This window comes from Rhodovulum sulfidophilum DSM 1374 (assembly GCF_001633165.1).
In the GTDB taxonomy this organism is placed as follows: domain Bacteria; phylum Pseudomonadota; class Alphaproteobacteria; order Rhodobacterales; family Rhodobacteraceae; genus Rhodovulum; species Rhodovulum sulfidophilum.
In genome coordinates this window covers 4,113,835-4,132,586 of the sequence record NZ_CP015418.1, presented here as the reverse complement: position 1 = coordinate 4,132,586, position 18,752 = coordinate 4,113,835, and the positions used below count along the sequence as shown (strand labels likewise).

28 protein-coding genes and 2 pseudogenes are annotated in these 18,752 nt (G+C 68.3%); 9 read left to right on the top strand and 21 right to left on the bottom strand.

The window, feature by feature from the left end:
* Positions 1 to 2: 2 nt before the first annotated feature.
* The 20 genes and pseudogenes from A6W98_RS19145 to A6W98_RS22445 all read right to left on the bottom strand — a co-directional run bounded on the left by A6W98_RS19145 (position 3) and on the right by A6W98_RS22445 (position 14,328).
* The gene (locus A6W98_RS19145; protein ID WP_042461673.1) at positions 3 to 290 is read right to left on the bottom strand and encodes a hypothetical protein; all 288 of its coding nucleotides are present in this window, start codon (positions 288 to 290) and stop codon (positions 3 to 5) included.
* A 161-nt stretch (positions 291 to 451) separates the two neighbouring features.
* Positions 452 to 1,288 carry a hypothetical protein gene (locus A6W98_RS19140; RefSeq protein WP_063490972.1) on the bottom strand — a complete coding sequence of 279 codons (837 nt, stop codon included), beginning with the start codon at positions 1,286 to 1,288 and terminating at the stop codon, positions 452 to 454.
* A 7-nt stretch (positions 1,289 to 1,295) separates the two neighbouring features.
* Positions 1,296 to 3,923 (bottom strand): phage tail protein, encoded by a 2,628-nt coding sequence (locus A6W98_RS19135; protein ID WP_063490971.1) that lies wholly within the window; start codon positions 3,921 to 3,923, stop codon positions 1,296 to 1,298.
* Positions 3,908 to 4,315, bottom strand: a complete 408-nt coding sequence (locus tag A6W98_RS19130; protein ID WP_063490970.1) for a DUF6950 family protein — start codon at positions 4,313 to 4,315, stop codon at positions 3,908 to 3,910. Before A6W98_RS19130 ends, A6W98_RS19135 begins: the two co-directional genes overlap by 16 nt.
* On the bottom strand, positions 4,312 to 4,836 hold the full coding sequence (locus A6W98_RS19125; RefSeq protein WP_063490969.1) for a hypothetical protein: 525 nt from the start codon (positions 4,834 to 4,836) through the stop codon (positions 4,312 to 4,314). Before A6W98_RS19125 ends, A6W98_RS19130 begins: the two co-directional genes overlap by 4 nt.
* Positions 4,836 to 5,426 carry a hypothetical protein gene (locus A6W98_RS19120; protein ID WP_042461684.1) on the bottom strand — a complete coding sequence of 197 codons (591 nt, stop codon included), beginning with the start codon at positions 5,424 to 5,426 and terminating at the stop codon, positions 4,836 to 4,838. The genes A6W98_RS19125 and A6W98_RS19120 overlap by 1 nt, the downstream gene beginning before the upstream one ends.
* Positions 5,426 to 7,540 carry a phage tail tape measure protein gene (locus A6W98_RS19115; RefSeq protein ID WP_063490968.1) on the bottom strand — a complete coding sequence of 705 codons (2,115 nt, stop codon included), beginning with the start codon at positions 7,538 to 7,540 and terminating at the stop codon, positions 5,426 to 5,428. The genes A6W98_RS19120 and A6W98_RS19115 overlap by 1 nt, the downstream gene beginning before the upstream one ends.
* Positions 7,541 to 7,609: 69 nt before the next feature.
* Positions 7,610 to 8,254, bottom strand: a complete 645-nt coding sequence (locus A6W98_RS22175) for a terminase small subunit (protein WP_042462523.1) — start codon at positions 8,252 to 8,254, stop codon at positions 7,610 to 7,612.
* A gap of 103 nt (positions 8,255 to 8,357) precedes the next feature.
* A complete protein-coding gene (locus A6W98_RS19105; RefSeq protein ID WP_063490967.1) occupies positions 8,358 to 9,077 on the bottom strand; it encodes a hypothetical protein in 720 nt (239 codons plus the stop codon).
* A gap of 148 nt (positions 9,078 to 9,225) precedes the next feature.
* A complete protein-coding gene (locus A6W98_RS21385) occupies positions 9,226 to 9,738 on the bottom strand; it encodes a hypothetical protein (RefSeq protein WP_155734870.1) in 513 nt (170 codons plus the stop codon).
* Between the two features lie 108 nt (positions 9,739 to 9,846).
* Positions 9,847 to 10,521 (bottom strand): hypothetical protein, encoded by a 675-nt coding sequence (locus tag A6W98_RS19100; RefSeq protein ID WP_042464320.1) that lies wholly within the window; start codon positions 10,519 to 10,521, stop codon positions 9,847 to 9,849.
* Positions 10,518 to 11,090 (bottom strand): hypothetical protein, encoded by a 573-nt coding sequence (locus tag A6W98_RS19095; RefSeq protein ID WP_042464319.1) that lies wholly within the window; start codon positions 11,088 to 11,090, stop codon positions 10,518 to 10,520. The genes A6W98_RS19100 and A6W98_RS19095 overlap by 4 nt, the downstream gene beginning before the upstream one ends.
* Positions 11,091 to 11,348: 258 nt before the next feature.
* Positions 11,349 to 11,966 (bottom strand): hypothetical protein, encoded by a 618-nt coding sequence (locus tag A6W98_RS19090; RefSeq protein ID WP_042461734.1) that lies wholly within the window; start codon positions 11,964 to 11,966, stop codon positions 11,349 to 11,351.
* Positions 11,967 to 12,002: 36 nt separating this feature from the next.
* Positions 12,003 to 12,545 carry a hypothetical protein gene (locus A6W98_RS19085; RefSeq protein ID WP_042464318.1) on the bottom strand — a complete coding sequence of 181 codons (543 nt, stop codon included), beginning with the start codon at positions 12,543 to 12,545 and terminating at the stop codon, positions 12,003 to 12,005.
* On the bottom strand, positions 12,545 to 12,817 hold the full coding sequence (locus A6W98_RS22240; RefSeq protein ID WP_042465443.1) for a DUF2312 domain-containing protein: 273 nt from the start codon (positions 12,815 to 12,817) through the stop codon (positions 12,545 to 12,547). The genes A6W98_RS19085 and A6W98_RS22240 overlap by 1 nt, the downstream gene beginning before the upstream one ends.
* Before the next feature lie 138 nt (positions 12,818 to 12,955).
* Positions 12,956 to 13,153, bottom strand: a pseudogene (locus tag A6W98_RS22235) (DNA translocase FtsK); the annotation flags it as partial.
* A gap of 169 nt (positions 13,154 to 13,322) precedes the next feature.
* Positions 13,323 to 13,508 (bottom strand): hypothetical protein, encoded by a 186-nt coding sequence (locus A6W98_RS21380; protein WP_155734869.1) that lies wholly within the window; start codon positions 13,506 to 13,508, stop codon positions 13,323 to 13,325.
* Between the two features lie 48 nt (positions 13,509 to 13,556).
* Positions 13,557 to 13,697, bottom strand: a complete 141-nt coding sequence (locus tag A6W98_RS21590; protein WP_162107098.1) for a hypothetical protein — start codon at positions 13,695 to 13,697, stop codon at positions 13,557 to 13,559.
* A complete protein-coding gene (locus A6W98_RS19075; protein ID WP_042462572.1) occupies positions 13,694 to 13,975 on the bottom strand; it encodes a hypothetical protein in 282 nt (93 codons plus the stop codon). Before A6W98_RS19075 ends, A6W98_RS21590 begins: the two co-directional genes overlap by 4 nt.
* Positions 13,976 to 14,079: 104 nt before the next feature.
* The gene (locus tag A6W98_RS22445) at positions 14,080 to 14,328 is read right to left on the bottom strand and encodes a helix-turn-helix domain-containing protein (RefSeq protein WP_081252010.1); all 249 of its coding nucleotides are present in this window, start codon (positions 14,326 to 14,328) and stop codon (positions 14,080 to 14,082) included.
* A gap of 94 nt (positions 14,329 to 14,422) precedes the next feature.
* Here A6W98_RS22445 and A6W98_RS22440 point away from each other — a divergent pair.
* A pseudogene (locus tag A6W98_RS22440) lies at positions 14,423 to 14,572 on the top strand (helix-turn-helix domain-containing protein); the annotation flags it as partial.
* Between the two features lie 10 nt (positions 14,573 to 14,582).
* Here A6W98_RS22440 and A6W98_RS22065 read toward each other — a convergent pair.
* Positions 14,583 to 14,963 (bottom strand): hypothetical protein, encoded by a 381-nt coding sequence (locus tag A6W98_RS22065; protein ID WP_231098313.1) that lies wholly within the window; start codon positions 14,961 to 14,963, stop codon positions 14,583 to 14,585.
* On the opposite strand from A6W98_RS22065, the gene A6W98_RS19070 reads away from it, so the two are divergent.
* The 8 genes from A6W98_RS19070 to A6W98_RS19045 all read left to right on the top strand — a co-directional run bounded on the left by A6W98_RS19070 (position 14,962) and on the right by A6W98_RS19045 (position 18,724).
* On the top strand, positions 14,962 to 15,234 hold the full coding sequence (locus A6W98_RS19070; RefSeq protein ID WP_042464317.1) for a hypothetical protein: 273 nt from the start codon (positions 14,962 to 14,964) through the stop codon (positions 15,232 to 15,234). The two genes, A6W98_RS22065 and A6W98_RS19070, sit on opposite strands and share 2 nt — an antisense overlap.
* A gap of 57 nt (positions 15,235 to 15,291) precedes the next feature.
* Positions 15,292 to 15,444 carry a hypothetical protein gene (locus A6W98_RS21375; protein WP_155734691.1) on the top strand — a complete coding sequence of 51 codons (153 nt, stop codon included), beginning with the start codon at positions 15,292 to 15,294 and terminating at the stop codon, positions 15,442 to 15,444.
* Positions 15,444 to 15,671: a hypothetical protein gene (locus A6W98_RS21370; protein ID WP_042464316.1), complete on the top strand. Its 228-nt coding sequence runs from the start codon at positions 15,444 to 15,446 to the stop codon at positions 15,669 to 15,671. Before A6W98_RS21375 ends, A6W98_RS21370 begins: the two co-directional genes overlap by 1 nt.
* Positions 15,668 to 15,928, top strand: coding sequence for a hypothetical protein (locus tag A6W98_RS21585; protein WP_042464315.1), 261 nt, complete (start codon positions 15,668 to 15,670; stop codon positions 15,926 to 15,928). The genes A6W98_RS21370 and A6W98_RS21585 overlap by 4 nt, the downstream gene beginning before the upstream one ends.
* Positions 15,925 to 16,638, top strand: coding sequence for a hypothetical protein (locus A6W98_RS19055; RefSeq protein WP_155734909.1), 714 nt, complete (start codon positions 15,925 to 15,927; stop codon positions 16,636 to 16,638). Before A6W98_RS21585 ends, A6W98_RS19055 begins: the two co-directional genes overlap by 4 nt.
* Positions 16,638 to 17,465, top strand: coding sequence for a hypothetical protein (locus A6W98_RS19050; RefSeq protein WP_042464313.1), 828 nt, complete (start codon positions 16,638 to 16,640; stop codon positions 17,463 to 17,465). Before A6W98_RS19055 ends, A6W98_RS19050 begins: the two co-directional genes overlap by 1 nt.
* Positions 17,466 to 17,579: 114 nt before the next feature.
* Positions 17,580 to 17,750 (top strand): hypothetical protein, encoded by a 171-nt coding sequence (locus A6W98_RS21580; RefSeq protein WP_168161844.1) that lies wholly within the window; start codon positions 17,580 to 17,582, stop codon positions 17,748 to 17,750.
* Positions 17,747 to 18,724 (top strand): tyrosine-type recombinase/integrase, encoded by a 978-nt coding sequence (locus A6W98_RS19045; RefSeq protein ID WP_042464312.1) that lies wholly within the window; start codon positions 17,747 to 17,749, stop codon positions 18,722 to 18,724. Before A6W98_RS21580 ends, A6W98_RS19045 begins: the two co-directional genes overlap by 4 nt.
* The last annotated feature ends 28 nt before the right edge of the window (positions 18,725 to 18,752 follow it).

The window sequence follows — 18,752 nt, the reverse complement described above, 5'->3', positions numbered from 1 at the left end:
GATCAGCGCGGGACGCGCTGCAGGACGGTCTTGATGTCGGCGCGAAGCTCGCGGAGCAGCGCGTTGGTCTCCTCGCGGTCGCGCTGGCGGGCGGCGAGATCCTCGGCGCGCTGCCGCTGCCAGCGGGCCTCGAGGGCGCGGATCTCCTCGGCCAGCCGGGCGGTCTCGCGGTCGAGCGCGGCGGTATTGGTGCGGGCGCGCGCCTCGAGCCGCACCGACCAGACGGCCAGCCCGAGCAGCGAGAGCATCACCGCCCACCAGTCCCGGATCTGCGTGGTCAATTCCTGCATGGCGGGCTCCTTCCTGGGCGGGTCAGATGTCGGCCGCGGGCGCCCGGCGGGACCGGGCTGCGCAGGGGCTGAGGGCGATGCCGATCATGGTCACAGCCAATCTCCGGGCATGGAAAACCCCGCCGAAGCGGGGGGATCGGGACGTGGGGGGGGGGAGGCGCTCAGCCCGAAATGTACTCACGGCGGCGATACAGGTACATCTTGCCAGCCCTGATGTCGGTGTCCCCGTCGGCCCAGGAGATCTCAGCCCTGGATACCGTCCGGTCGTTCCCTCCAAGCGTCGATGTCCTTATTTGCCCTGAGGGGATCTTACCTTCGATGCCGAAGAACGGGCTCGGCACTCTCGGGAAGAGCAAGCGAATCATCACATGAAAGCCGGTTGAGGGCTCGACGTCGCCAGCCATAGCCATCGCAGAAGCATAACGCCCCGTCTGCTCGATGAAGCCTTTGATTGTTGGGCGCTTATTGCCGTACCCATGCCACTCCATGCCCATGATCCTGAGCATGTACTCGTACCCGTCTTCAAAGTCGGGGGTTTGAACGTACCGCTGGTTCCCCGTCAAGGAATGGTCCCAGAACAGCCCGTCTGCGCCATCGCCGACGCGAACCATGTCATAGGGGTGCCAGACGGCCTCGTTGACGGGGGCCCCCGTGGCTCTCACCCGCGCATCGATGGCGGCGGCCAGGATCTGGCCCGTGACAGCGCCGTAGATGTCGGAAAACGCATCCTTCGCCTGCGCCTCGGTCAGCTGGTTCACCCCGGCCGGAACGAACGTGCCGGAGGCGAAGCTGCCCAGCGTGATCCAGCCATTGTTCGGGACATTGCGCATCTTCAGGGCGCGGGCGTCGGTATCGACCCAGATCATGCCGGCCGCCGTCTCGGCGGGCGGGGTGGCGCCTGCATTTCCGCTCTGGATCGCGGAAAGCACGCCCTGCAGCATGGCGAAGGCCTGGGCCTTGGTATGGCCGGTGTCGAGCAGATAGGTGGCTTGGGTCATGTCATCCTCATGCGGCCTGGAGGGCGGTCACGGTCAGGCCCGTGATGCCGATGGTGTAATCGGGGCTCTCGACGCTCAGGACCGCGCGGAAGCGGAAGGCCCGGCCCGAGAAGTCGGCGGCATCGAAGCTCTGCCAGGGCCCCCAGCGGGCGGTTTCGGGGTCGTCGTCGGTGAGCGAGACCTGCAGGTCGACATCGCCATAGGCATCCGTCGATCCGAGCCAGAGCCGCGCATCGGGCGGCGTCCACATCGCCGTGCCGGAGGGCTGCCAGAACAGGTCCCGGGCCTCCGAGATCAGGAGCTCGATATCCGAGATCAGCCGCACCGGCTGGACCGCGCCCAGATCGACCCGGCCCGCGAAGGCGTAGCGCGCGCGGGTCTCGCCCGGCGCCATTGCCAGCACGCCGCCCGCCGCGTGGCAGCCGGTGGCGGTCCCGGCAAAGCCAGGGGCCTCGGCCAGGGTGGCGACGGTCGTGGTCGGGATGATCGAGGCGGCGCGGACCGCGATCCCCGAGACCGGGCCGGGCGTGCCCATCGCGTCATAGGGGCGCGCGAGATAGGTGCCGGATTTGAGCGGCAGGGTCGCCTCGGTGACCCCGCCCGAGACCGATTTGCCGATGCCGGTCGAGCTCTGCCAGCTGGCACCCGCCTGCGCGGTCGCGTGGCGGAACTCGATCCGGCCGCCCTGGCGCACGTCGAGCGAGGGATGCCGGTCCCAGCGCAGCATCGCGACCGCGCCGCCCGAGGCCTGCACCGAAAGCCCGGTGATGGCGCCCGGCGGGGCGTTCTCGCCCTGCACGGCAGTGGCGCCTGCCCAGGCCCAGTCCGACCAGATGCCGCGCGCATTGCGGCCGCGCACGCCGAAGGCATAGGGGCCGGGCGCCACGTCGTCGATCATGTCCTCGGGCGTATCGGTGAGCCCGCGCAGCGTGGGCTCGGGGGCCGAGACCGGGCGCCAGGCGAACTGCCAGGCGTCAATGAAGGGATTGTCGGTGGTGGCCGCCAGCCGGACCCGGGTCTTGACCCCGCCGCCGCCGCGGGTCTCGTAAAGCGCCTCGGTCATGGTCGGCGCGCTCACCACCGGTTTTGCGGTCGGCGAGGGCAGCGTCGGGATCCCGCCCGCGGGCTTGGGCGTCTCCTCCGAGGTCCGCCAGTCGAAGATTGCGGGGCCGGTCTCGATGCAGCTCAGCGTGACGCGGACCCCGTCCTTGCCGATATGGACGGTGCGGCCGGTGACCTCGAAGGTCTTGGCCGTCCAGCCCCGGCGCGGCAGCGAGACCCGGATGTTGTCGCCCCGCCGCACCGGCCAGGCGGCAAGCGAACAGGGCAGCGTGACCTGCTTCTGGCGGCGGCCCTTCAGCAGTGCCAGCTTCATCAGCCGCTGGCCGCGGGCAAAGCCGGTCTCGCCCGGCAGCTCGCCCATGTCGAGCACCAGCGGCTCGCCATTGTCGGCCGCGATATAGGTGGCGCTGTCCAGCACCGGCAGATCGGTCACGACATGCTCGTTCTCCGGATCGGCATATTGCGCCTTCACGGTGTTGAACTGCTCCTCGAAGGGCTTGCGGGCGGTGACCTGGATCCCGCCGACCAGCATGTCCTCGGTGACGGTGAAGGCGGGCTCCTCCCAGGCCGCGCCCCCGACGGTCAGGCGGCCGCGCTCGCAGGTCCACCAGCCGCCCCAGGAGGAAGACAGGTCGTTGAGGTTCTCGGCCGCGGTGGCCTCGGTCTCGAGCACGCCGTTGAAGGCATAGCGGTCCTCGGCCCTGCCCGAGGCCAGCGGCACCTGTTCCTCGGCCAGGTTGGCCAGCGCCAGGATCGTGTCCTCGTCGAGATCCCCGGGGCGCCAGCCCGGCCCGCCGCGGAGCTGCGGCGTCAGCATGTAATCGCGCAGGCAGAGCGCCGGGTTGGTGCTGTATTTGACCTGGCCGTCGCGCGGATCGAGCACCCGCTTGCCGCGGGCGCGGACCCGGATCTGGGGCGCGCCGCTGGGGAAGAGATCGCGGTCGTAATCGGCCTCGAAATAGACATAGGCCACGCCGCGCAGCCGATGCGCCTCGGTCCATTCGCGGGCGGCCGCGACATAGCGGGCCTCGGCCGCCTGATCCTCGGTGCCATTGTGGACGCGGAGGCGCACGCGGCCCTGGTAATCGCTTCCGACCTGGCCCCAGTGATACGGATCGCCCGTGCCCGCGGCTTCATCGCGGCGGTATTGCGCCTCGGTCCAGACCAGCGTCTCGCCCAGCCAGATCTCGACCGCGCCGTCGATCTCGTGGCAGGCCAGCGGCATGATCGAGTGATAGCGGCGATGCGGCTTGCCCCCGGCCTCGGTGGTGGCGCGGGCGACAATCGAGCCCCCGAGCATGCGTTCGCCATAGAGGATCCGGCCCGTGGTGACCGGCTGGATCCGGTTGAGCGTGATCTCGTCACGGGTCTTGGCCTTGGGTTTCTTCGCCATCGCCATCTGGATGCCGGTCAGCACGGCCGCGAGCGCGGCCTGGCCCATGATGGCGGTCGCGGTCAGCCCGGCCATCCAGCCGCCCGCCGCAACGCCAAGGGCCGCCACCACCGGCGGCATGGCCTGCGCGGGTCCGGCCAGCAGGATCAGCAGCGCGGGAAGGATCAGTCGATACGCCATGCCGCCTCCGCGGTCAGGACCGGGCGGCGCACCAGGCCGTTCCGGCCCATATGCTGCGCATAGCGCCCCGTCACCACGCCCATGGCGCCCGGCATCGCGCCCTCGCAGGCGGTCATCACCCAGTCGCCGCGCCGCGCGCCCGCGACCGGCAGCCGCTCCAGATGCGCGTCGACCAGCGCCTCGATGGAGCCGAAGCCCAGCGAGACCAGCACCTTGGCGGCCCCGTATTCCGAACCGTAATCCGGCAGGCCCGGTATCGGATCTTCCCAGGTCATGCTCCGGGCGACGGCCCGGCAGAAGCCCAGGCAATCGGCCGTGCCCCAGGCAAAGGGCCGGTCCTCCCAGTCCCGCACCGCCGCCGACAGGCGCCGCTCCCAGCCCGCGCGCCTCACGACCGCCCCCAGGTATCTTCGCGGTTCTGGATCGCCTGGACCAGGTCGAAGCCCTGATCGCCCGGAAAGCGCTTCTTCTGGTCCTCGGGCAGGTAGTAGCACGGGAACTTGCGCCCCAGCGCCATGCTGCGCGGCTCGAGCGCCAGCGTGGTGGTGGCGGTGTCGGGGCCGTCATCGCTCTCCATGGTGTCGGCGACCCCGTCGAAGAGCACATCGGCCGTCTCGATCTGGCCGGTCTCGTCGAACAGCGCCAGGAACACCGTCACCCGGCGGCGCTGGAACTCCTCGAGCTCGGCCAGCGCCACCACCTCCGGATCGAGCCCGGAAAGCGTGATCGACAGCCCCGGAATGCCGTCGCCCGAGGTCGCCTGCGCCTCGCCGACCGAGAGCATCTGCCCCGCGCCCAGATAGGTCACGCCCTCCCAGTCGACCTCGCCATATCCGGTGAACATCGCCAGATCTCCGGTATCGAACCGGCAGCGCACCAGCAGGCCCAGCATCCGATCTCCGCTCGCGTCCATCACAGCGCCTCTCTGACTTGCAATATGCGTGTCCGGATCCGGGACTGGCTGCCGCTGTAGCTGGTCTCGGGCCCGGCCAGCGCCCAGGTGCCGAAGGGCGCGCGCATCGTTACCGGATCGCCCGGGGCGACGGGGCGGCGCAGCCGCGGCCAGAGCGTGACGCTCTGCCGGAAGGCCGGTGTGGGGGCCTCGGCCGCGGTCACGATATGCAGATGGCGGCCGAGGGTCAGGTAATCGCCCGGCAGCGCCCGGTCGCCCGCCCTGGCGAGCTGTAGCACCAGCGCCTGCGCCCGGGCATTGGCCGCGACCGCGACGACAGGATCGGCCGAGATCTTGCCATAGGGGCCTTCGTAGTCGACTGGCCCCATCTCGAAGGTCCCGGCCATCCCGTTCAGGCCCGCCAGCCAGGCTTCGGTCGCGGCATTCTCGGCCGCCGAGACATGGGTCAGGGTCAGTTCGGCCGCCCACATCCCGCCCATGAAGTCATAGGCGGTCTGGGCAAAGCTGTAGGGGCTCTGCACCCGCAGGCTGCTGGTGATCCGGGTCAGGGTGAAGGCGGCGACCCGAACGCTCGGCGGTGGAAAGGCCATCAGCTCGCCCCTCCCGCCCGGGCCATCCGCTTGCGGCGGTCGTAGATCTCCGAGGCCTGGCGTCGGCTTTCCGCCCGCACGGCGGCCGCGATCTGCTCGGGGCTGGCATTCGAGCCCTGCACGCTGACATAGACGTCGCCGCCCCGGACCGCGCCGAAGCCGCCGAAGCCGCCGCTGTCGCGGGTATGGTCGATCACGCTTTCATTGGGGTGCAGCATGGCCAGGAACCCGCCCTTGCCGTCGAGCCCGCCCGCGCGCGGCCCGAGGGGCGTGCGCCCGCCGCCGTCAAACGACCCGCCCTCCATCACCTTGCCGATCAGATCCCCGATGGGCTTGACCGTCCCGCCGCCGCCGCTTGCGCGGCCACCGAAGAGCCCCGAGAACAGCCCGTCGAACATGGAGCCCAGGGCGTCCGAGAGCGGGCTCATCGCGCGGTCGAGCAGGTCGTCCAGCATCCGGTCGGCCAGCGCCGAGACCGCGTCGCCCGCATCGCCCGAGCCCTTCACGATATCCTTGAAGAAGCTCTGGAAGCTGCTGCTTGTGGCGTTGACGCTGGTGCCCAGCCGGGTGAGCCCGCTCTCGACCTCGTCGACGCCAGAGCCCTTGCCGCCCTTGCCGTCACCGGAGAGGGCATCGTTCAGATCCTTGAGCGCCGCCTTGAGGCCCTGCGAGCTGGTGCCGGTATTGTCCATTTCGGCGCGGGCGTCCCTGAGCTTCGCCCGCAGCGCCTCGACCGAGGCAAGGGGGGCGGTGAAGCCGGTCAGGGCCGCCTCGATGGCCCTGGCGTTTTCGGCCACCTTTCCGGTCGCCTCGCTGGTGGCGGTCTTCAGATCCTTCGCGGCGGCGCTGCTCTTCCGGATCTCGGCCGCCACCGCCCGGAACTGCGAGCCGAAGCCCGGAATGATCGCGCCGATGGCCGCCATGTTGGTGATGACGCCGCCCCATTTGGACTGGATCGCCTCGAGCGTGCCGTAGAAATCCGCGCGGATCGCCCAGCCCATCCGTTTCACCGCCAGCACGACGATCCGGGTGCCCGCGCCGATCCGCTCCCAGACCTCGATCGCCACCGTCTTCAGCGCATCGAAGGCCTGACCGACGCCGCCGGTGGCCTCGACCAGGCCGGTGAAGCGATAGATCAGCTCGCCGACACCGATGACCAGCGCGCCGAACCCGGTGCGCATCAGGGCCGCCCGGGTCAGCAGCAGCTTTGCGTTCAGCGTCACCACCGAGGCCGCGGCCAGCGACATGCTGGTGACGAACCGCCCCGCCAGGAAGGACGCGAATGTGCCGGCATAGGACATGAGCCGGCCGATGGTCCCGGACATGACCTGGAACGTGCCGCTCACGCTGGCGCCCAGCCCGTCCAGCATCGCGCGCAGCGGCGTGCCCTCGCGCAACAGGTCGGTGAAGCCGGTGGCCAGCGCGGTGATCGCCGGGGCCATGCTGGCCGCGACCTGGTTGCCGACCCCGCGCATGACCACGCCCAGCGTCGACATGGCATCGTTGGCGGCCTCGATATTGTCGGCCTGCAGCTCCGACAGCGCGACCCCGAACTGATCGACATCGCGGGCCGCCTGGCTGAGCGTCGCGCTGTCCAGCCGGGTGATGGCGGCATAGGCCCGGTCGCCATAGAGCGCCGCCGCAACCGCGGCCTTCTTCGCCGGATCCTCCAGCCCGGCAATGGCGCCGTTGATCCTGTCGAAGCGCTGATCGAGATCGAGGCCGAGCAGATCCCGGGCCTCCAGGCCCAGGGCCCGCAGCGCCTTCACCGCCGGGCCCGCGCCGGACGAGGCCTCCGAGAGGCGCTTGTTCAGCGCCAGCGCGGCCTGCTGCAGCTGCGACATCGGCACGCCGGACAGATCGGCGGCGCGGCCCAGCAGCTGCACCGATCTGGTCGAGGTCTCGAGGGACTGCGCCAGCTTGGCCTGCGCATCGACCATCTCGAAGCTCGACCTGGCCGCGGCTGCGACGGCCGCCCCGATGGCCACCGGGGCCGCCGCCGCCGCGATGCGGCCCGCGAACTTGCCGAACGCGCCCCGGGCCTTTGCCAGTCCGGTCTGAAACTCGCGATTGTCGAGCCCCAGCCGCACGCGCAGCCGTCCAACGTCGATCATCGCCGCACTCCCGGCAGCGGCGCGAAGCTGCGCAGCGCGCCGATCCGGGCATCGCGGATCACCACCATCTCAGAGCCCCATCTCGCCCTGGTCGCCCCGCCGCAGCGCGACCGGTTCGGCCGCACCCCGGCCGATGGCCTGTTCCAGGTTGCCGCGCGCCCGCACCAGCGCCCCGTCGCAGCGGGCCTCGAGCTTGGCGGTCTCCTCGGGATCGAGCGAGAACTCCATCTCGCAATAATCGACCAGCGTGGTGATGGTGCGGCGGAACTCGACCAGCATGTCCTCGAAGAGATCGCGCACCCGCGCCGTCCGGGTCAGCTCGCCGCGCTGCTCGGCCGCGCGCTGGTAGCGGTAATCGGCATCGGCCTCCTCGGCGATCTGCTTGGCGGTCAGCCCGGCCGAGGCATTGGCATCCTCCTCGTCGAGATTGCGGAACGCCATTGCCAGCTGCGAGGCCGAGCGGTCGGCCGCCGCCTTCGCCGCCCGCGCCCCGGCATCGCGATGCCTCCGCCAGGCGTAGCAATCGGCCGGCGAAAAGGCATATTCCCGGCCGTTCCCGCCTTCCTCCAGCACCGGCATGCCCTGCGCGATCCATTTGCTGATCGTGTTGTCGCTGACATCGAGGGCGCGGGCGATCTGGGCGCGGTTCATTGCGGTGTCCTCCACCCCCTCGGGCAGCGGATAGAGGCGGCGGAGATCGGCCAGATCGGTCATGACAACAACAACCCTCACTCGCAGCTTCGAAAATTCAGACACACATGCAGGCACCGGGGTGCGAATTACCCCCGTGCGATCCCCCTCCGGGAAGGACCCGCGCTCATCTGGCGGTGGAAAAGGCCTTCCTGATCGCCGCCCGCATCCGGCCCGGCATCTCGCGCGCGGCGACGATCCGGCCATGGCCTTCCATGTCGAACCGCGCGCCGTAGCGGGGCAGCCGGTCGGTGAAGGACAGGAACTTGGTCAGCCGCTTGCCCTGCCGCTTCCAGACCCCGGGCGACAGCTGCCCGGGCTTCGGCACGAAATACCGCGCCGCCCGCGCGCTGCGCTTGCGCGAGCCGTCGGTGCTGTTCTGGGCGCGGTCCTGCTGCGCCCCGATATTGGAAAGCGCCCGCTGGATCTGACCGGCGGGCAGGTTGCCATGGGCGTTGAGCCTGGCGCCCCGCGCCGGAACCACCGCCTCGATATGGTCTTCATAGGCGACATTGCCGATGATCAGCCGCTCGATCCCGGTCTTCGGGCGGGCGCCGCCGCGCTCCTCGACTTCGAGGTAATGCCGTCCGCGCGGGGCATCCTTGCGCTCGACCGTCGCCTCCGGCTTCCGCTTGGTCGCCCGCCGCAGGAAGAACGCATTCAGCGTCCAGCGCGTCGGCCGGTCGAACACCTTGCGCATCAGCGTCCTGTTCTCTTCCAGAACCGCCTCGCCGGTGGCGTTCAGCGCCAGCATCGTCGCGTAGGGCATCTGCTTGCGCTCCACCTCCCGAAGCCGGGACACCAGCTTGCGCAGATCCGAGGGCGAGACACCTGCCGTCAGCTTCATGCCGTCCCTCCCTGTCTGCGGGCTGCAATAGCCCGTCCCGGAACGCAAAGCGCCCGGGGCGGGGTCTCCGCTCCGGGCGCAAATTGGGTGACGGCACTATGTCAACGGGATCAGATTACAGTCAAGAAAAAAGTTTCCGGAGCCAAGATCACGCCCCGTTCTTGAGCATCATGTCGATGTGCTTCTCGGCTTCCTGCACATCGTTGAAGACTTCACCGTCAACAGTCACTCCACCAGTTGGACGCCTCATTATCTGCTTGGTTCGATAGTATTTTACCAAAGTCGATGATGCTGGAGCGAGACCACGGCTAATGCTTGGTTCGACTCTGTTGGATGAGAGAGCGCCGTCGTTCCGCCTCGAAATAGACAGCATCTCACGCGTCATTTCTGCTGAGTCTAGAGTTGCCTTCACTTTCTGAGTTTCCATCACAGAATACACTCCTGCAGCCATCGTGAGCAGCCCGGGGATCGTGGCAATCAGCCTGAAAACGACTGGAGGGCCTTCCTCCATGAAGCTACGGGAAGCAAACCCGACCAGTCCTCCTGAAGAATAGCCAACAATGACGGCTATGAAACCGACAAAAACAAGGAGCCATCCTAGAAGCTCCATTACTACGCATACCCCTCTGCCAGTTTTATAGCTTCTTTCGTATTCATACATCATAAATTACCTTCATTTCAAATATCGGGTTTAATTTGGATTTTTTCATAAGGATTCGTCAATTTGTTTTGCACATGGGTAGGTCTCCTAAGGAGTGACTTGCTAACGCTATTCCTTCGACCTTACCCATGGCCGCATCGGCGGCATGTCCTTGGTGACCACGATCCGCGCCAGGTCGGCTGCCGTCAAAGCCGCCTGCACCTCCAGCAGATAGCCCCACCAGTCGAGGTAAGCCCGCCGCGCCGCCGCGATCTGGCTCTGGGTCGGGGTCCAGACGCAGGGCGTGAAGCGCACCGCGTCCTGGACGATCACGCCCTTGCGGTTCCTGCGCGGGATCGGTTGCCAGCCCTCGGCGCCGAGCGCCGCCGCATCCGCGGCTTTGCCCCAACGGTTCGGGCGATTGTGCTGCCACTCGGCCGGGCGGAGCCGCGGGCGGGCGTCGGGCATCCAGTCGGGGGTGCGGCCCGCACGGGCAAGATCGGCGACCAGCGTGGCGGCATACCAGGGCAGGACGTTCCGGACCACGGTCGCGATCAGCTCGGCATCGTCATGCGGGCGGGACCGGCCGCGGCTGGTGTCGACGCGCGTGCCGAGCTGGGCGCGTTCGAGGGCCACATATTCCATGCCGAAGGGGCGCCAGCCGGTGCCGCCGACCGCCTCGATCTCGTCATGGTCGAGCCGCGCGCATTCGGTGCCGAAGGCCCATTCCAAAGCCTCCCGAACCGGCATCGCCCGGCGGCTGCGCGGTGCAGGCCGCAGCGGGGAGCGGAGCGCGGCCGTCATGCCGAGGCCCCCGCGAGATCGGCGATGCTGCGGCAGTGGGCGAGGCGGGCCTCGCGGTCCCGCAGCCAGGCGGCCTCGGTCGGGGAGAGCTGCCCGGGACCGGCGCCCGCCAGATGCGCGTGGCGGCGCAGCGCCTCGCCCGCGGCCTGGCGGATCTGCCCCAGCGCATAGCTGCGCGGCCAGCGGCGGTTGTGGCGCAGATCGTCCAGGAGTTCCGGCGCCCAGCCTTCGGCCAGCGCCTGCCGCCCCACCGCATGGGCAAAGACCGCGCGGATCAGCGGCGAGGCGTCGTCGGCGGGCGGCTGGATCTGCGCCGCCGCCTTCAGGATCGCATTGGAGATCGGGAAGCGGTCGCGGTCCTTGCCGCCGGGCTGGGCCGCCGCCATCTCCTCGAGCGCGGCCAGGTTCGGCCCGCTCATATAGGCCAGCCGCTTGGCCAGATCGGCCAGCATCTCCTCGAACTGCGCCTTGGTCATCGCCCCGGGCTTGACCAGCCCCCGCCGCAGCAGGGGCTCGACCAGCAGATCCCGCACCCGCTTCTCGCCCTCGGCCTGTTCCCTCGCATCCATCTCGGCTCCCTTCTTCTCAGCCTTGCCCCGCCTGCCTGCCGCGCGCCCCCGTCCGGGGCGGCGCGACCGGGGTGTCTCTTCTCGTCTCTTCTCGTTTCCTCTCCTTTCAGCGGTGACGGAAACGGCGCAAAAAAAGGGGACGGCCCGGCGGAAACACGGAATGTTCCGTGACTTTCCCGGTCGGTTCCGTGATTTTCCGTGATTGTTCCGGAATATTCTGTGACGGTAACGGAATGTCACGGATCGACCCTGACCGGCTCATCGGGCCATCTCCGCGCTGAACTCGTCCAGCGCCCGGCGGATGAAGCCCTCGCGGCGCTGGGTCTCGGGGTAGCGCTCGGCCAGCCAGTCATCGAAGCGGTCGAGGAATTGCGGCGCGCGCAGAAGCTGCCCGGCCCCGATCCGTTTTTCGATCATCTCGCGCAGATCCTTGAGCCGCTTGTTGCGGCGGCGCTGTTCGGCCTCGGCGCGGTTGCGGCGGCTGCTGGCCAGCGCCTCGACCGCGACCTCGGTCACGACCGGATGCGCCAGCCGGATCTCGCCATTGTCGCAGCGTACCCGCGACCAGCCATGCAGCGGCGTCATCTCGCGCTCGCAAAGCTGGTGCCAGCGGTCGACCGTGATCCCCAGCGCCTTGGCCAGCAGCCGCTCGTCGGTCGGCAGCGTGCCCACCGGGGTCTCGTCATGGGCCTCGCAGATCAGCAGGAAGCCGTACCAGCCGACCTCGGGCTCGGCGAGCTGGCGGAACTCGCTCTTGCGCCAGCGCTTGAGGTTCCACTGCACGAAGAAATGGGAATCGAGCCGGTCCTCGCTGGAGATCGGGTAGTCCGGCAGCCCGCCGGTCTCGACCGGGGCCAGGTGGCGACGCGCGGCCATCACGCGGGCACCCGGTCCGGGCGCGTCAGGTCCGTGCTATCCATGATGAAGCTCCTCCATCGGTTCCGGGCACGCAGGCCCGTTCGGTAACGATTTGCGGGGGCTGGCCTGCCGGGCGCTCAGCGCCATCGCGGCGGCCAGAATGCGTTCCCGGGCGGCGCGGCCGCCCCGGGTCAGGGCATGGGAGAGATAATCGTCCGAGAACCCCAGCGCGCGGCTCGCCTTGCGCTGCGAGGCAAAGCGCAGGCCCCCGATCTCGAAGGGTTTCGGGTCTCGGCCGGGGCGGCGCTGCGGCCGGCCGATCCGGTCGGGATCGCCATCGGCCAGCGCCCGCCAGACCGCCTGCGGCGTCACCCCGAAGCGCGCGGCGGCGGCATGGGCGTCAGTGAAGACCTCGCCCCGGATCCGCACCGGCATCGGCGCGAGCCCCTTGCGGCCCGTTCCCACCCGGTCGAGCCGCCCCTTGCGCGCGGCCGAGCGGATCGCCTCGGGCGTCACCCCCAGCGCGCGGGCGGCGCTGGCCGCATCCGGATAGGTCGTGCCGCGGATCGTCAGATCGGTGTGAACCCGCGCGGCCATCACATCCCCAGGGCCTCGCGATAGAGCTGCAGCACCGCCTCTTCCTCGGCGATGTCCTCGGCATGCCGCTTGCGCAGCGCGATGATCCGGCGCAGCGCCTTGATGTCGTAGCCGCGGCCCTTGGCCTCGGCCATGACGGCCTTCTGCTGATCGCCGATCTGGGCCTTCTCCTCGGCCAGGGCCTCGAAGCGCTCGATGAAGCCGCGCAGCTCATCGGCCGCGACCCGGTAGGTCTTCTCGCGCACCGCCTCGTCCTCGGCGGTTTCCTTCATCGGCGGCCGCGGCGGGGCGGTGAAGGTATCGAGCGGGATCGGGCCGGTCGTCGCCCCGTTCGGGCCGGTGAGCGAAACGGTCGGGCCGTCTGCCAGCACTGCCAGGGAGGGCGGCAGGACATCGGCGGCCACTTCGCGGCGACCGACATGATCGGCAGCCGTGACGATGCCCTCGGCCTCCAGCGCCTCCATCAACCCCGCCGCCCGGCTGAACCCGATGCGCAACACGGCTTGCAGGTTCGACACCGACGCCTTGCGCGACTCGACGATGTGCTGCGCCGCCCGAACCGTCAGCGGGTCGACCGCCAGCTCTGCCGCGCCCGGAACTTTCAACATTTCCGCCCCGACGCTCATGCCGCATCCTCCCCAAAGGGGCAGGGCAGCCCGAGGGGAAAGGACGTGCTGCCCAGCCAGTCGTCAGGGAGGGGCCCGGCGTCCGGCCGGGCTGCGGAGACGGGGCGAAGGCCCCGAATGGCGATATGGGCGATGCCGTGGCGGCCGCTCGCTACCGAAGCCGGTGCATCGTCCGTAGAAAGCGGGCATGTTCCTTGTCGAAATCCGCGGCCTTTGCATCCAGGCGGCGTCTGGTCTCGGCCATGTGGCGCATGCCCCAGATGAGAACGCCCAAGAAGATCACGCCGCCCGAGACCTGAATGCCGAGGATGAGGGCCAGCATCTCCATAATTCCCATGTTCTGCTCCTGATGCCTGGGGGACGGCCGCGACGTCGGTCGGGCCGGTCATGTCCGGCCCCCCTTGAAACGTGCCAAAAACTTTTCGGCCCGCGCCTCGAAGACGCGGGCGGCGGCGCGGGCTCTGCCCGCGCGCACCTGGTTGAAGCGTCCGGCGATACGCCAGTAGATCCGAATTGCCAGTGTCATGCCGTTTGCTCCGGGTCGAAGAGTTCGAAGACTGTCTCGGCGCCCGCAAGCGCCAGCACCGCCACGACGTAATGCAGCCCCGGCGCGTTCTCGGAACGCAGCCAGTTCCGCACCGTGCGCGGGTTCACAGGCCGCTGCGCCGTGTTCAGCGCCTCGGCCACAAGGTCGGCCAGCTGGGCCTCGCTCGTCGCCTCGGGGAATGACCGCCAAAGCAGCGAGGCGAACCATTTCCGCTCCCGCTCCTGCGGGTCGCGGAACTTCTGGAAGGACTTTTGCATGGCGACATCCCTATGGTGGCTTCGTGCAAAATGACTCGGGGAAGAAAACGAGGGGTCGGACGCGCTCAGCATGCGGTGCGCCGAATGTGCGCGAGGGGTGGCGGTCAACATCTCGCCTCCTTCGTGCAGCGGTTCGTTTCATCACCTTCCGGCTTGAATGGCGCATAGGCAGGCCAGCTGTAGAAGGGCACTCGGTCATGCGTTTCGCGAGCGATCCTCGCGGCGAGATCCGGGCTGGGCTGTGAAACCCCTCTGACCAATTTGGAGACCAGCGGCTGCTTGACCCCAATGACCTCAGCGAACTGGGTCTGTGTCATGGATTGGGTTTGAAGGTATGAGGCTAGAGCGTTCATGCAGGCAGGATATACCCATCAGGTATATACCCTGCAAGCATAATTATACCCTTCGTGAATTTGTCCGCCCGGGATGCGCCTGTAGGATGCAAACATGAGAATTGCTGAAATTAGACGCTCCCAGGGGTTATCTCAGGCCGATCTCGCTGAGCTCGCTGGAGTTGAGCAGCCCACTATCTCTCGGATAGAGCGCGGGAACGATGCCGTTACACTCCGGGTCCTCAGGCAAGTGGCAATGGCTCTTGGGGTAAGCCTCAGCGATCTCTTTTCTGATGATCGGACTGCCGCGGAAGTCGCTCTATTAGAGGCATTTCGGAGTCTTCCGAAGGAGCGCCAGCAGGGCTGGCTAGATTTGGCGCAGACTCTTCTGGCATCTCAGGTGCCGTCAGATCAATAAACGCAGACAGCGTCAGTCTATCCATCTGCGCGAGCAGGTCTTCGAATTCTTTCGCTGAATCAGCCACACTTACCTCCAAGGATCTACCCCTGCGGAAGCCCCGCGCCGCAGGGTCGGAGACGTTCAAGCGAACATCGCCCTGCAGGACAATACCTGATAGGAATAATTTATTCTTGACCGGTATATACCCAATAGGTATGAAATAGCCCCCATCGAAACCCACGATGGAGGATCCCATGAAGACCATCCTGACCACCGCCGTACTGGCCCTGCTGGCCGCGCCCGTGCTTGCCGCAACCGACACCACGGAAGACCAGGCGACCGCCGTGTCGCCTGCCTCCGCCCCGGATTGCTTCGCCCCGATCCAAGGCACCAACGCCTTCCAGCGCAGCAACGCGCCGGGCTGCGTCTATTACACCGCCCCCACCGGCAATGACCGCGACCCCGCCGCGTCCGGCGAAGGCTCCGGCGAAGGCGAGGGCGAGGGCGGCGAAAGCTCCGACACCTGAGCATCGGTGCCCCGCCCCGCGCGGGCGGGCATCCCATGCCCAGACCCGGAGGACACCATGCCCCGCATCCCCAAAATCCCAGACCTTCCTGCAACTTACGGCTTCGGCACCTGGCGCGATGCGCTGCTCGGCCTGTTCATCGGCCTTGCCTTCATCGGCTCGGCCGGGGGCGGGCTCATGCTGGCCCGGATCGCGAAGGCCAGCCTCTGATGGCCGCGATCCTCGCCATCGCCCCGCAGATCGCCGACCGGCTCGCGGCCGAGGCTGCCGTCGCCCGCGCGCAAGCCAACACTGCCCGCGTCGCCGCGAAATCGAACGCGCGGGACGGCAAGCCGCTGCTCGCCCGCGCCGCCTTCGCCCGGGCCGAGCGGCTGCAGGGACGTGCCGTCACCCTCGGCGCCCTGGCCGCGCAGGCCCGGGCAGGCGGTGCCGCATGAGCGTCTTCGACAGCATCGCCCCGCCGCCAGACGCACTGGCCGCCTTCGTCGTCGAATGGCGTGGCGCATCGCCCGAGGTCCGCCTCGCCGCGATCCGCGGTGCGCTCCGCCGTCACGGGATCGAGATCCCGGCGCTGCCGGGCCGGGTGGCCTTCTACGAGATCCAGCTCTTCGGACTGGTCGCCACCGGCCGCGACGAGGCCGAGGCCGCCCAAAACTGGATGGAGGCGGCCATCCGCCTCTGTCCCTTCGACTGATGCACCCCCTCCGGATCCTGATCGGCTGCGAGACCTCGGGCGTGATGCGCCGGGCCTTCGCCGCGCGCGGGCATGATGTCTGGTCCTGCGACCTGCTTCCGGCCGAGGATGCCACTAACCGGCACATGATCTGCGATATCCGCGAGGTGCTTCACCTCGGCTGGGACCTGCTCGCCGTCATGCATCCGCCCTGCACCCGGCTCTGCAATTCGGGCGTGCGCTGGCTGCATGTGCCGCCGACCAACGCCCCGGCCGAGGCGCGCCCGGAAGAACGCGCCGCCTGGCCGGATCTGCCCGAGGACACCCGCCGCGCGATCATGTGGCGGCTGCTCGACGAGGGGGCCGCGCTGTTTTCGGCCTGCTGGCGTGCCCCGATCCCGCGCGTCGCGGTCGAGAACCCGGTGATGCACCGGCACGGGCGCGTCCGGCTGCCGGCCGATCTGCCGAAGCCGCAGATCGTGCAGCCCTGGTGGTTCGGCGAGCCGGTCTTCAAGGCGACCGGGCTCTACCTGCGCGGCCTCGCGCCGCTGAGCGCCACCAACCGCCTGACCCCGCCCGCGCCCGGCACCGAGGCGCACAAGCGCTGGAGCGCGGTCCACCGGGCCCCGCCCGGACCCGACCGCTGGAAGATCAGATCCCGCACCTTCGAGGGCCTCGCCGCCGCCGCGGCCGCCCAATGGGGCGGGCAAGCAGGAAAGGAGGCCGCGTGATGGCCGAGACCCAATGGCCCCGCGAGATTTGGGCCGCCCAATCCGATCCGGATGATGCAGATGGCAGACACGTCTTTTCGGTGCATGCGACCGTCCCGCGATTTGAGGGCGACAGCGAACGCGATTGCGCGTTTCACCGCTATGTCGACGGCGACATCGTCGACAGTGCGGATCGCTACCACCGCGAAATGCTGATCGCCGCGCGCGCCCGGGCCGAGACGGCAGAGGCCGAACGCGACCGGCTCCGCGTTGAGCCCGAGCGGCTGCGGGAAGTCGAGGCCGAATACCGCATCATCACTGAAACAACACCTGACACGCTCACCCGCAGCTTCGGCCGGTTCAATGCCGAGGTGACCCCGGCCGAGGCCCGGCTGATCATCCGCGATGACTGCAAGGACGTGATCCGGCTCTTCGGTCGCGACCTGATCCGCAGCTCGCTGCTGGGCGGGAGCTGGAAGCTCGACATCGAGCGCGCGCTGCGCTGGGGGCTCGACCGGATCGAGGCCGAGCTCGGCGAGGATCTGCGCTACCGCGCGGGCGTGATGGCCGCCGTCAAGCTCTGCTGGCGGCTGCGCCTGGCCAATGACCCGCGCCGCGCGGAGCGGCTTCTGCTGGGCGATCCGGAGGCCGGGCAACCGCCAGTCGAGCCCCGGATCTGTCCCGCCTGCGGCGAGCTGGTGACCGAGGGACAGGGATGCGGCGGCGGTATCTGCCGTGCCTCGGACGCCTTTCCGAAGCCGGTCGAAGAGCCCGCCGACAAGGCGTTCCGCGAAGCCGTCGCCGAACTGGTCGATTGCGCCATGAAGGAGGGAAAACCCGATGTCTGACATCCACCAGCTTCCGACCCTCGATCTGCACATGTCAACGCAGCGTGGATACTGCGACATTTGCCGTTTCGGGGCCGTTGCGGCGGGAAAACTCGCGAGCGAGGAGGGCGCGCCATGAACAAGCATCTTCGCACCGACGACCGCGTGCGTCGCCTCGTCTCTGCCGTTGAGGCATGCGGGAAAACTGTGCAGCGTGTCATTGTGAGGGGCAGGGAGGTCGAGCTGATCCTGCTTCGCGACCAGGACGAGATCGACGAATTCGAAGCGATGGATCTGAGACGATGAAGCGTGACTTGCCGAAGCATGTCTATCGAAAGGGAACGGCGATCTACTGGCAGCGCCGGGGCGAGCCGACCGTCAGGATGGAGAACCAGGAACTGACCCCGGCGTTCTGGGCGGAATATGCGCTTCGGCTCAAGGGGCCTGTCCGCGCACCGTCCAAGCGGACCTTCAACGGGCTGATCGACAGCTACCGCCGATCCGAGCGCTACACCTCTCTGGCGGCCCGAACCCGCAAGGATTACGAGCGCGTGCTCTCCGTGATCGAGGCGAAATGGGGCGCTCTCGATCCGGTCAAGGCGCAGCGCAAGCACTTCATTGCCTTGCGCGATGCCAACGCTGACGCGGCCCGATTCGCAAACTACGTGGTTCAGGTGTCCCGTGTCCTGATGGAGCATGCCATCGACATTGGCATGGTGTCCGAGAACCCGGCCAAGGGCATCAAGCAGGTGAAAGGCGAGACGATAGATCGTCGACCGTGGCCCGCGGATCTGGTCAAGGCGTATCGAGACGCAGCGGAAGGGCGCGCGCTACTTGTCTTCGAGCTCTGCCTCGGAACCGGGCAGCGGATCGGCGATGTGCTGAAAATGCGCTGGAGCGACCTTGAGAATGGCGGGATCAATGTCCGGCAGAACAAGACCGGCAAGACCCTGTGGGTGCCGTTTACGAAGACATTGCGGGCCACGCTCGAAGCGGCCGACCGCCGCAGCGTTTTCATCCTGACCAACGAACGCGCAACTGGCCCGTGGTCGTACAGGGGCGCCGCGCAGGCGGTCAGGAAGGTGAGGGAGGAGATTGGCGCGGAAGCCTACGACATTCACGCCCTGCGCCACACCGCGGCTTCGGAACTCTGCACCTTGGGGCTGACGGATGAGGAAATCGCATCCGTCACCGGCCAATCCATGGCGATGGTTGCGCATTACACCGCCCATGTGAGGCAGAAGGTCCGTGCGCTCAAAGCCCAGGAACGCAGGCTGTAGAACGGAACGGGACCAGAACGTGAATGTT

Bases quoted from the DNA above. Each gene is read 5' to 3' on its own strand.
- A6W98_RS19145 (WP_042461673.1), bottom strand. From the start codon at position 290: ATGCAGGAATTGACCACGCAGATCCGGGACTGGTGGGCGGTGATGCTC.
- A6W98_RS19140 (WP_063490972.1), bottom strand. From the start codon at position 1,288: ATGACCCAAGCCACCTATCTGCTCGACACCGGCCATACCAAGGCCCAG.
- A6W98_RS19135 (WP_063490971.1), bottom strand. From the start codon at position 3,923: ATGGCGTATCGACTGATCCTTCCCGCGCTGCTGATCCTGCTGGCCGGA.
- A6W98_RS19125 (WP_063490969.1), bottom strand. From the start codon at position 4,836: ATGGACGCGAGCGGAGATCGGATGCTGGGCCTGCTGGTGCGCTGCCGG.
- A6W98_RS19120 (WP_042461684.1), bottom strand. From the start codon at position 5,426: ATGGCCTTTCCACCGCCGAGCGTTCGGGTCGCCGCCTTCACCCTGACC.
- A6W98_RS19115 (WP_063490968.1), bottom strand. From the start codon at position 7,540: ATGATCGACGTTGGACGGCTGCGCGTGCGGCTGGGGCTCGACAATCGC.
- A6W98_RS22175 (WP_042462523.1), bottom strand. From the start codon at position 8,254: ATGACCGATCTGGCCGATCTCCGCCGCCTCTATCCGCTGCCCGAGGGG.
- A6W98_RS19105 (WP_063490967.1), bottom strand. From the start codon at position 9,077: ATGAAGCTGACGGCAGGTGTCTCGCCCTCGGATCTGCGCAAGCTGGTG.
- A6W98_RS21385 (WP_155734870.1), bottom strand. From the start codon at position 9,738: ATGTATGAATACGAAAGAAGCTATAAAACTGGCAGAGGGGTATGCGTA.
- A6W98_RS19100 (WP_042464320.1), bottom strand. From the start codon at position 10,521: ATGACGGCCGCGCTCCGCTCCCCGCTGCGGCCTGCACCGCGCAGCCGC.
- A6W98_RS19095 (WP_042464319.1), bottom strand. From the start codon at position 11,090: ATGGATGCGAGGGAACAGGCCGAGGGCGAGAAGCGGGTGCGGGATCTG.
- A6W98_RS19090 (WP_042461734.1), bottom strand. From the start codon at position 11,966: ATGGCCGCGCGTCGCCACCTGGCCCCGGTCGAGACCGGCGGGCTGCCG.
- A6W98_RS19085 (WP_042464318.1), bottom strand. From the start codon at position 12,545: ATGGCCGCGCGGGTTCACACCGATCTGACGATCCGCGGCACGACCTAT.
- A6W98_RS22240 (WP_042465443.1), bottom strand. From the start codon at position 12,817: ATGAAGGAAACCGCCGAGGACGAGGCGGTGCGCGAGAAGACCTACCGG.
- A6W98_RS21380 (WP_155734869.1), bottom strand. From the start codon at position 13,508: ATGGGAATTATGGAGATGCTGGCCCTCATCCTCGGCATTCAGGTCTCG.
- A6W98_RS21590 (WP_162107098.1), bottom strand. From the start codon at position 13,697: ATGACACTGGCAATTCGGATCTACTGGCGTATCGCCGGACGCTTCAAC.
- A6W98_RS19075 (WP_042462572.1), bottom strand. From the start codon at position 13,975: ATGCAAAAGTCCTTCCAGAAGTTCCGCGACCCGCAGGAGCGGGAGCGG.
- A6W98_RS22445 (WP_081252010.1), bottom strand. From the start codon at position 14,328: ATGAACGCTCTAGCCTCATACCTTCAAACCCAATCCATGACACAGACC.
- A6W98_RS19070 (WP_042464317.1), top strand. From the start codon at position 14,962: ATGAAGACCATCCTGACCACCGCCGTACTGGCCCTGCTGGCCGCGCCC.
- A6W98_RS22065 (WP_231098313.1), bottom strand. From the start codon at position 14,963: ATGGGATCCTCCATCGTGGGTTTCGATGGGGGCTATTTCATACCTATT.
- A6W98_RS21375 (WP_155734691.1), top strand. From the start codon at position 15,292: ATGCCCCGCATCCCCAAAATCCCAGACCTTCCTGCAACTTACGGCTTC.
- A6W98_RS21370 (WP_042464316.1), top strand. From the start codon at position 15,444: ATGGCCGCGATCCTCGCCATCGCCCCGCAGATCGCCGACCGGCTCGCG.
- A6W98_RS21585 (WP_042464315.1), top strand. From the start codon at position 15,668: ATGAGCGTCTTCGACAGCATCGCCCCGCCGCCAGACGCACTGGCCGCC.
- A6W98_RS19050 (WP_042464313.1), top strand. From the start codon at position 16,638: ATGGCCGAGACCCAATGGCCCCGCGAGATTTGGGCCGCCCAATCCGAT.
- A6W98_RS21580 (WP_168161844.1), top strand. From the start codon at position 17,580: ATGAACAAGCATCTTCGCACCGACGACCGCGTGCGTCGCCTCGTCTCT.
- A6W98_RS19045 (WP_042464312.1), top strand. From the start codon at position 17,747: ATGAAGCGTGACTTGCCGAAGCATGTCTATCGAAAGGGAACGGCGATC.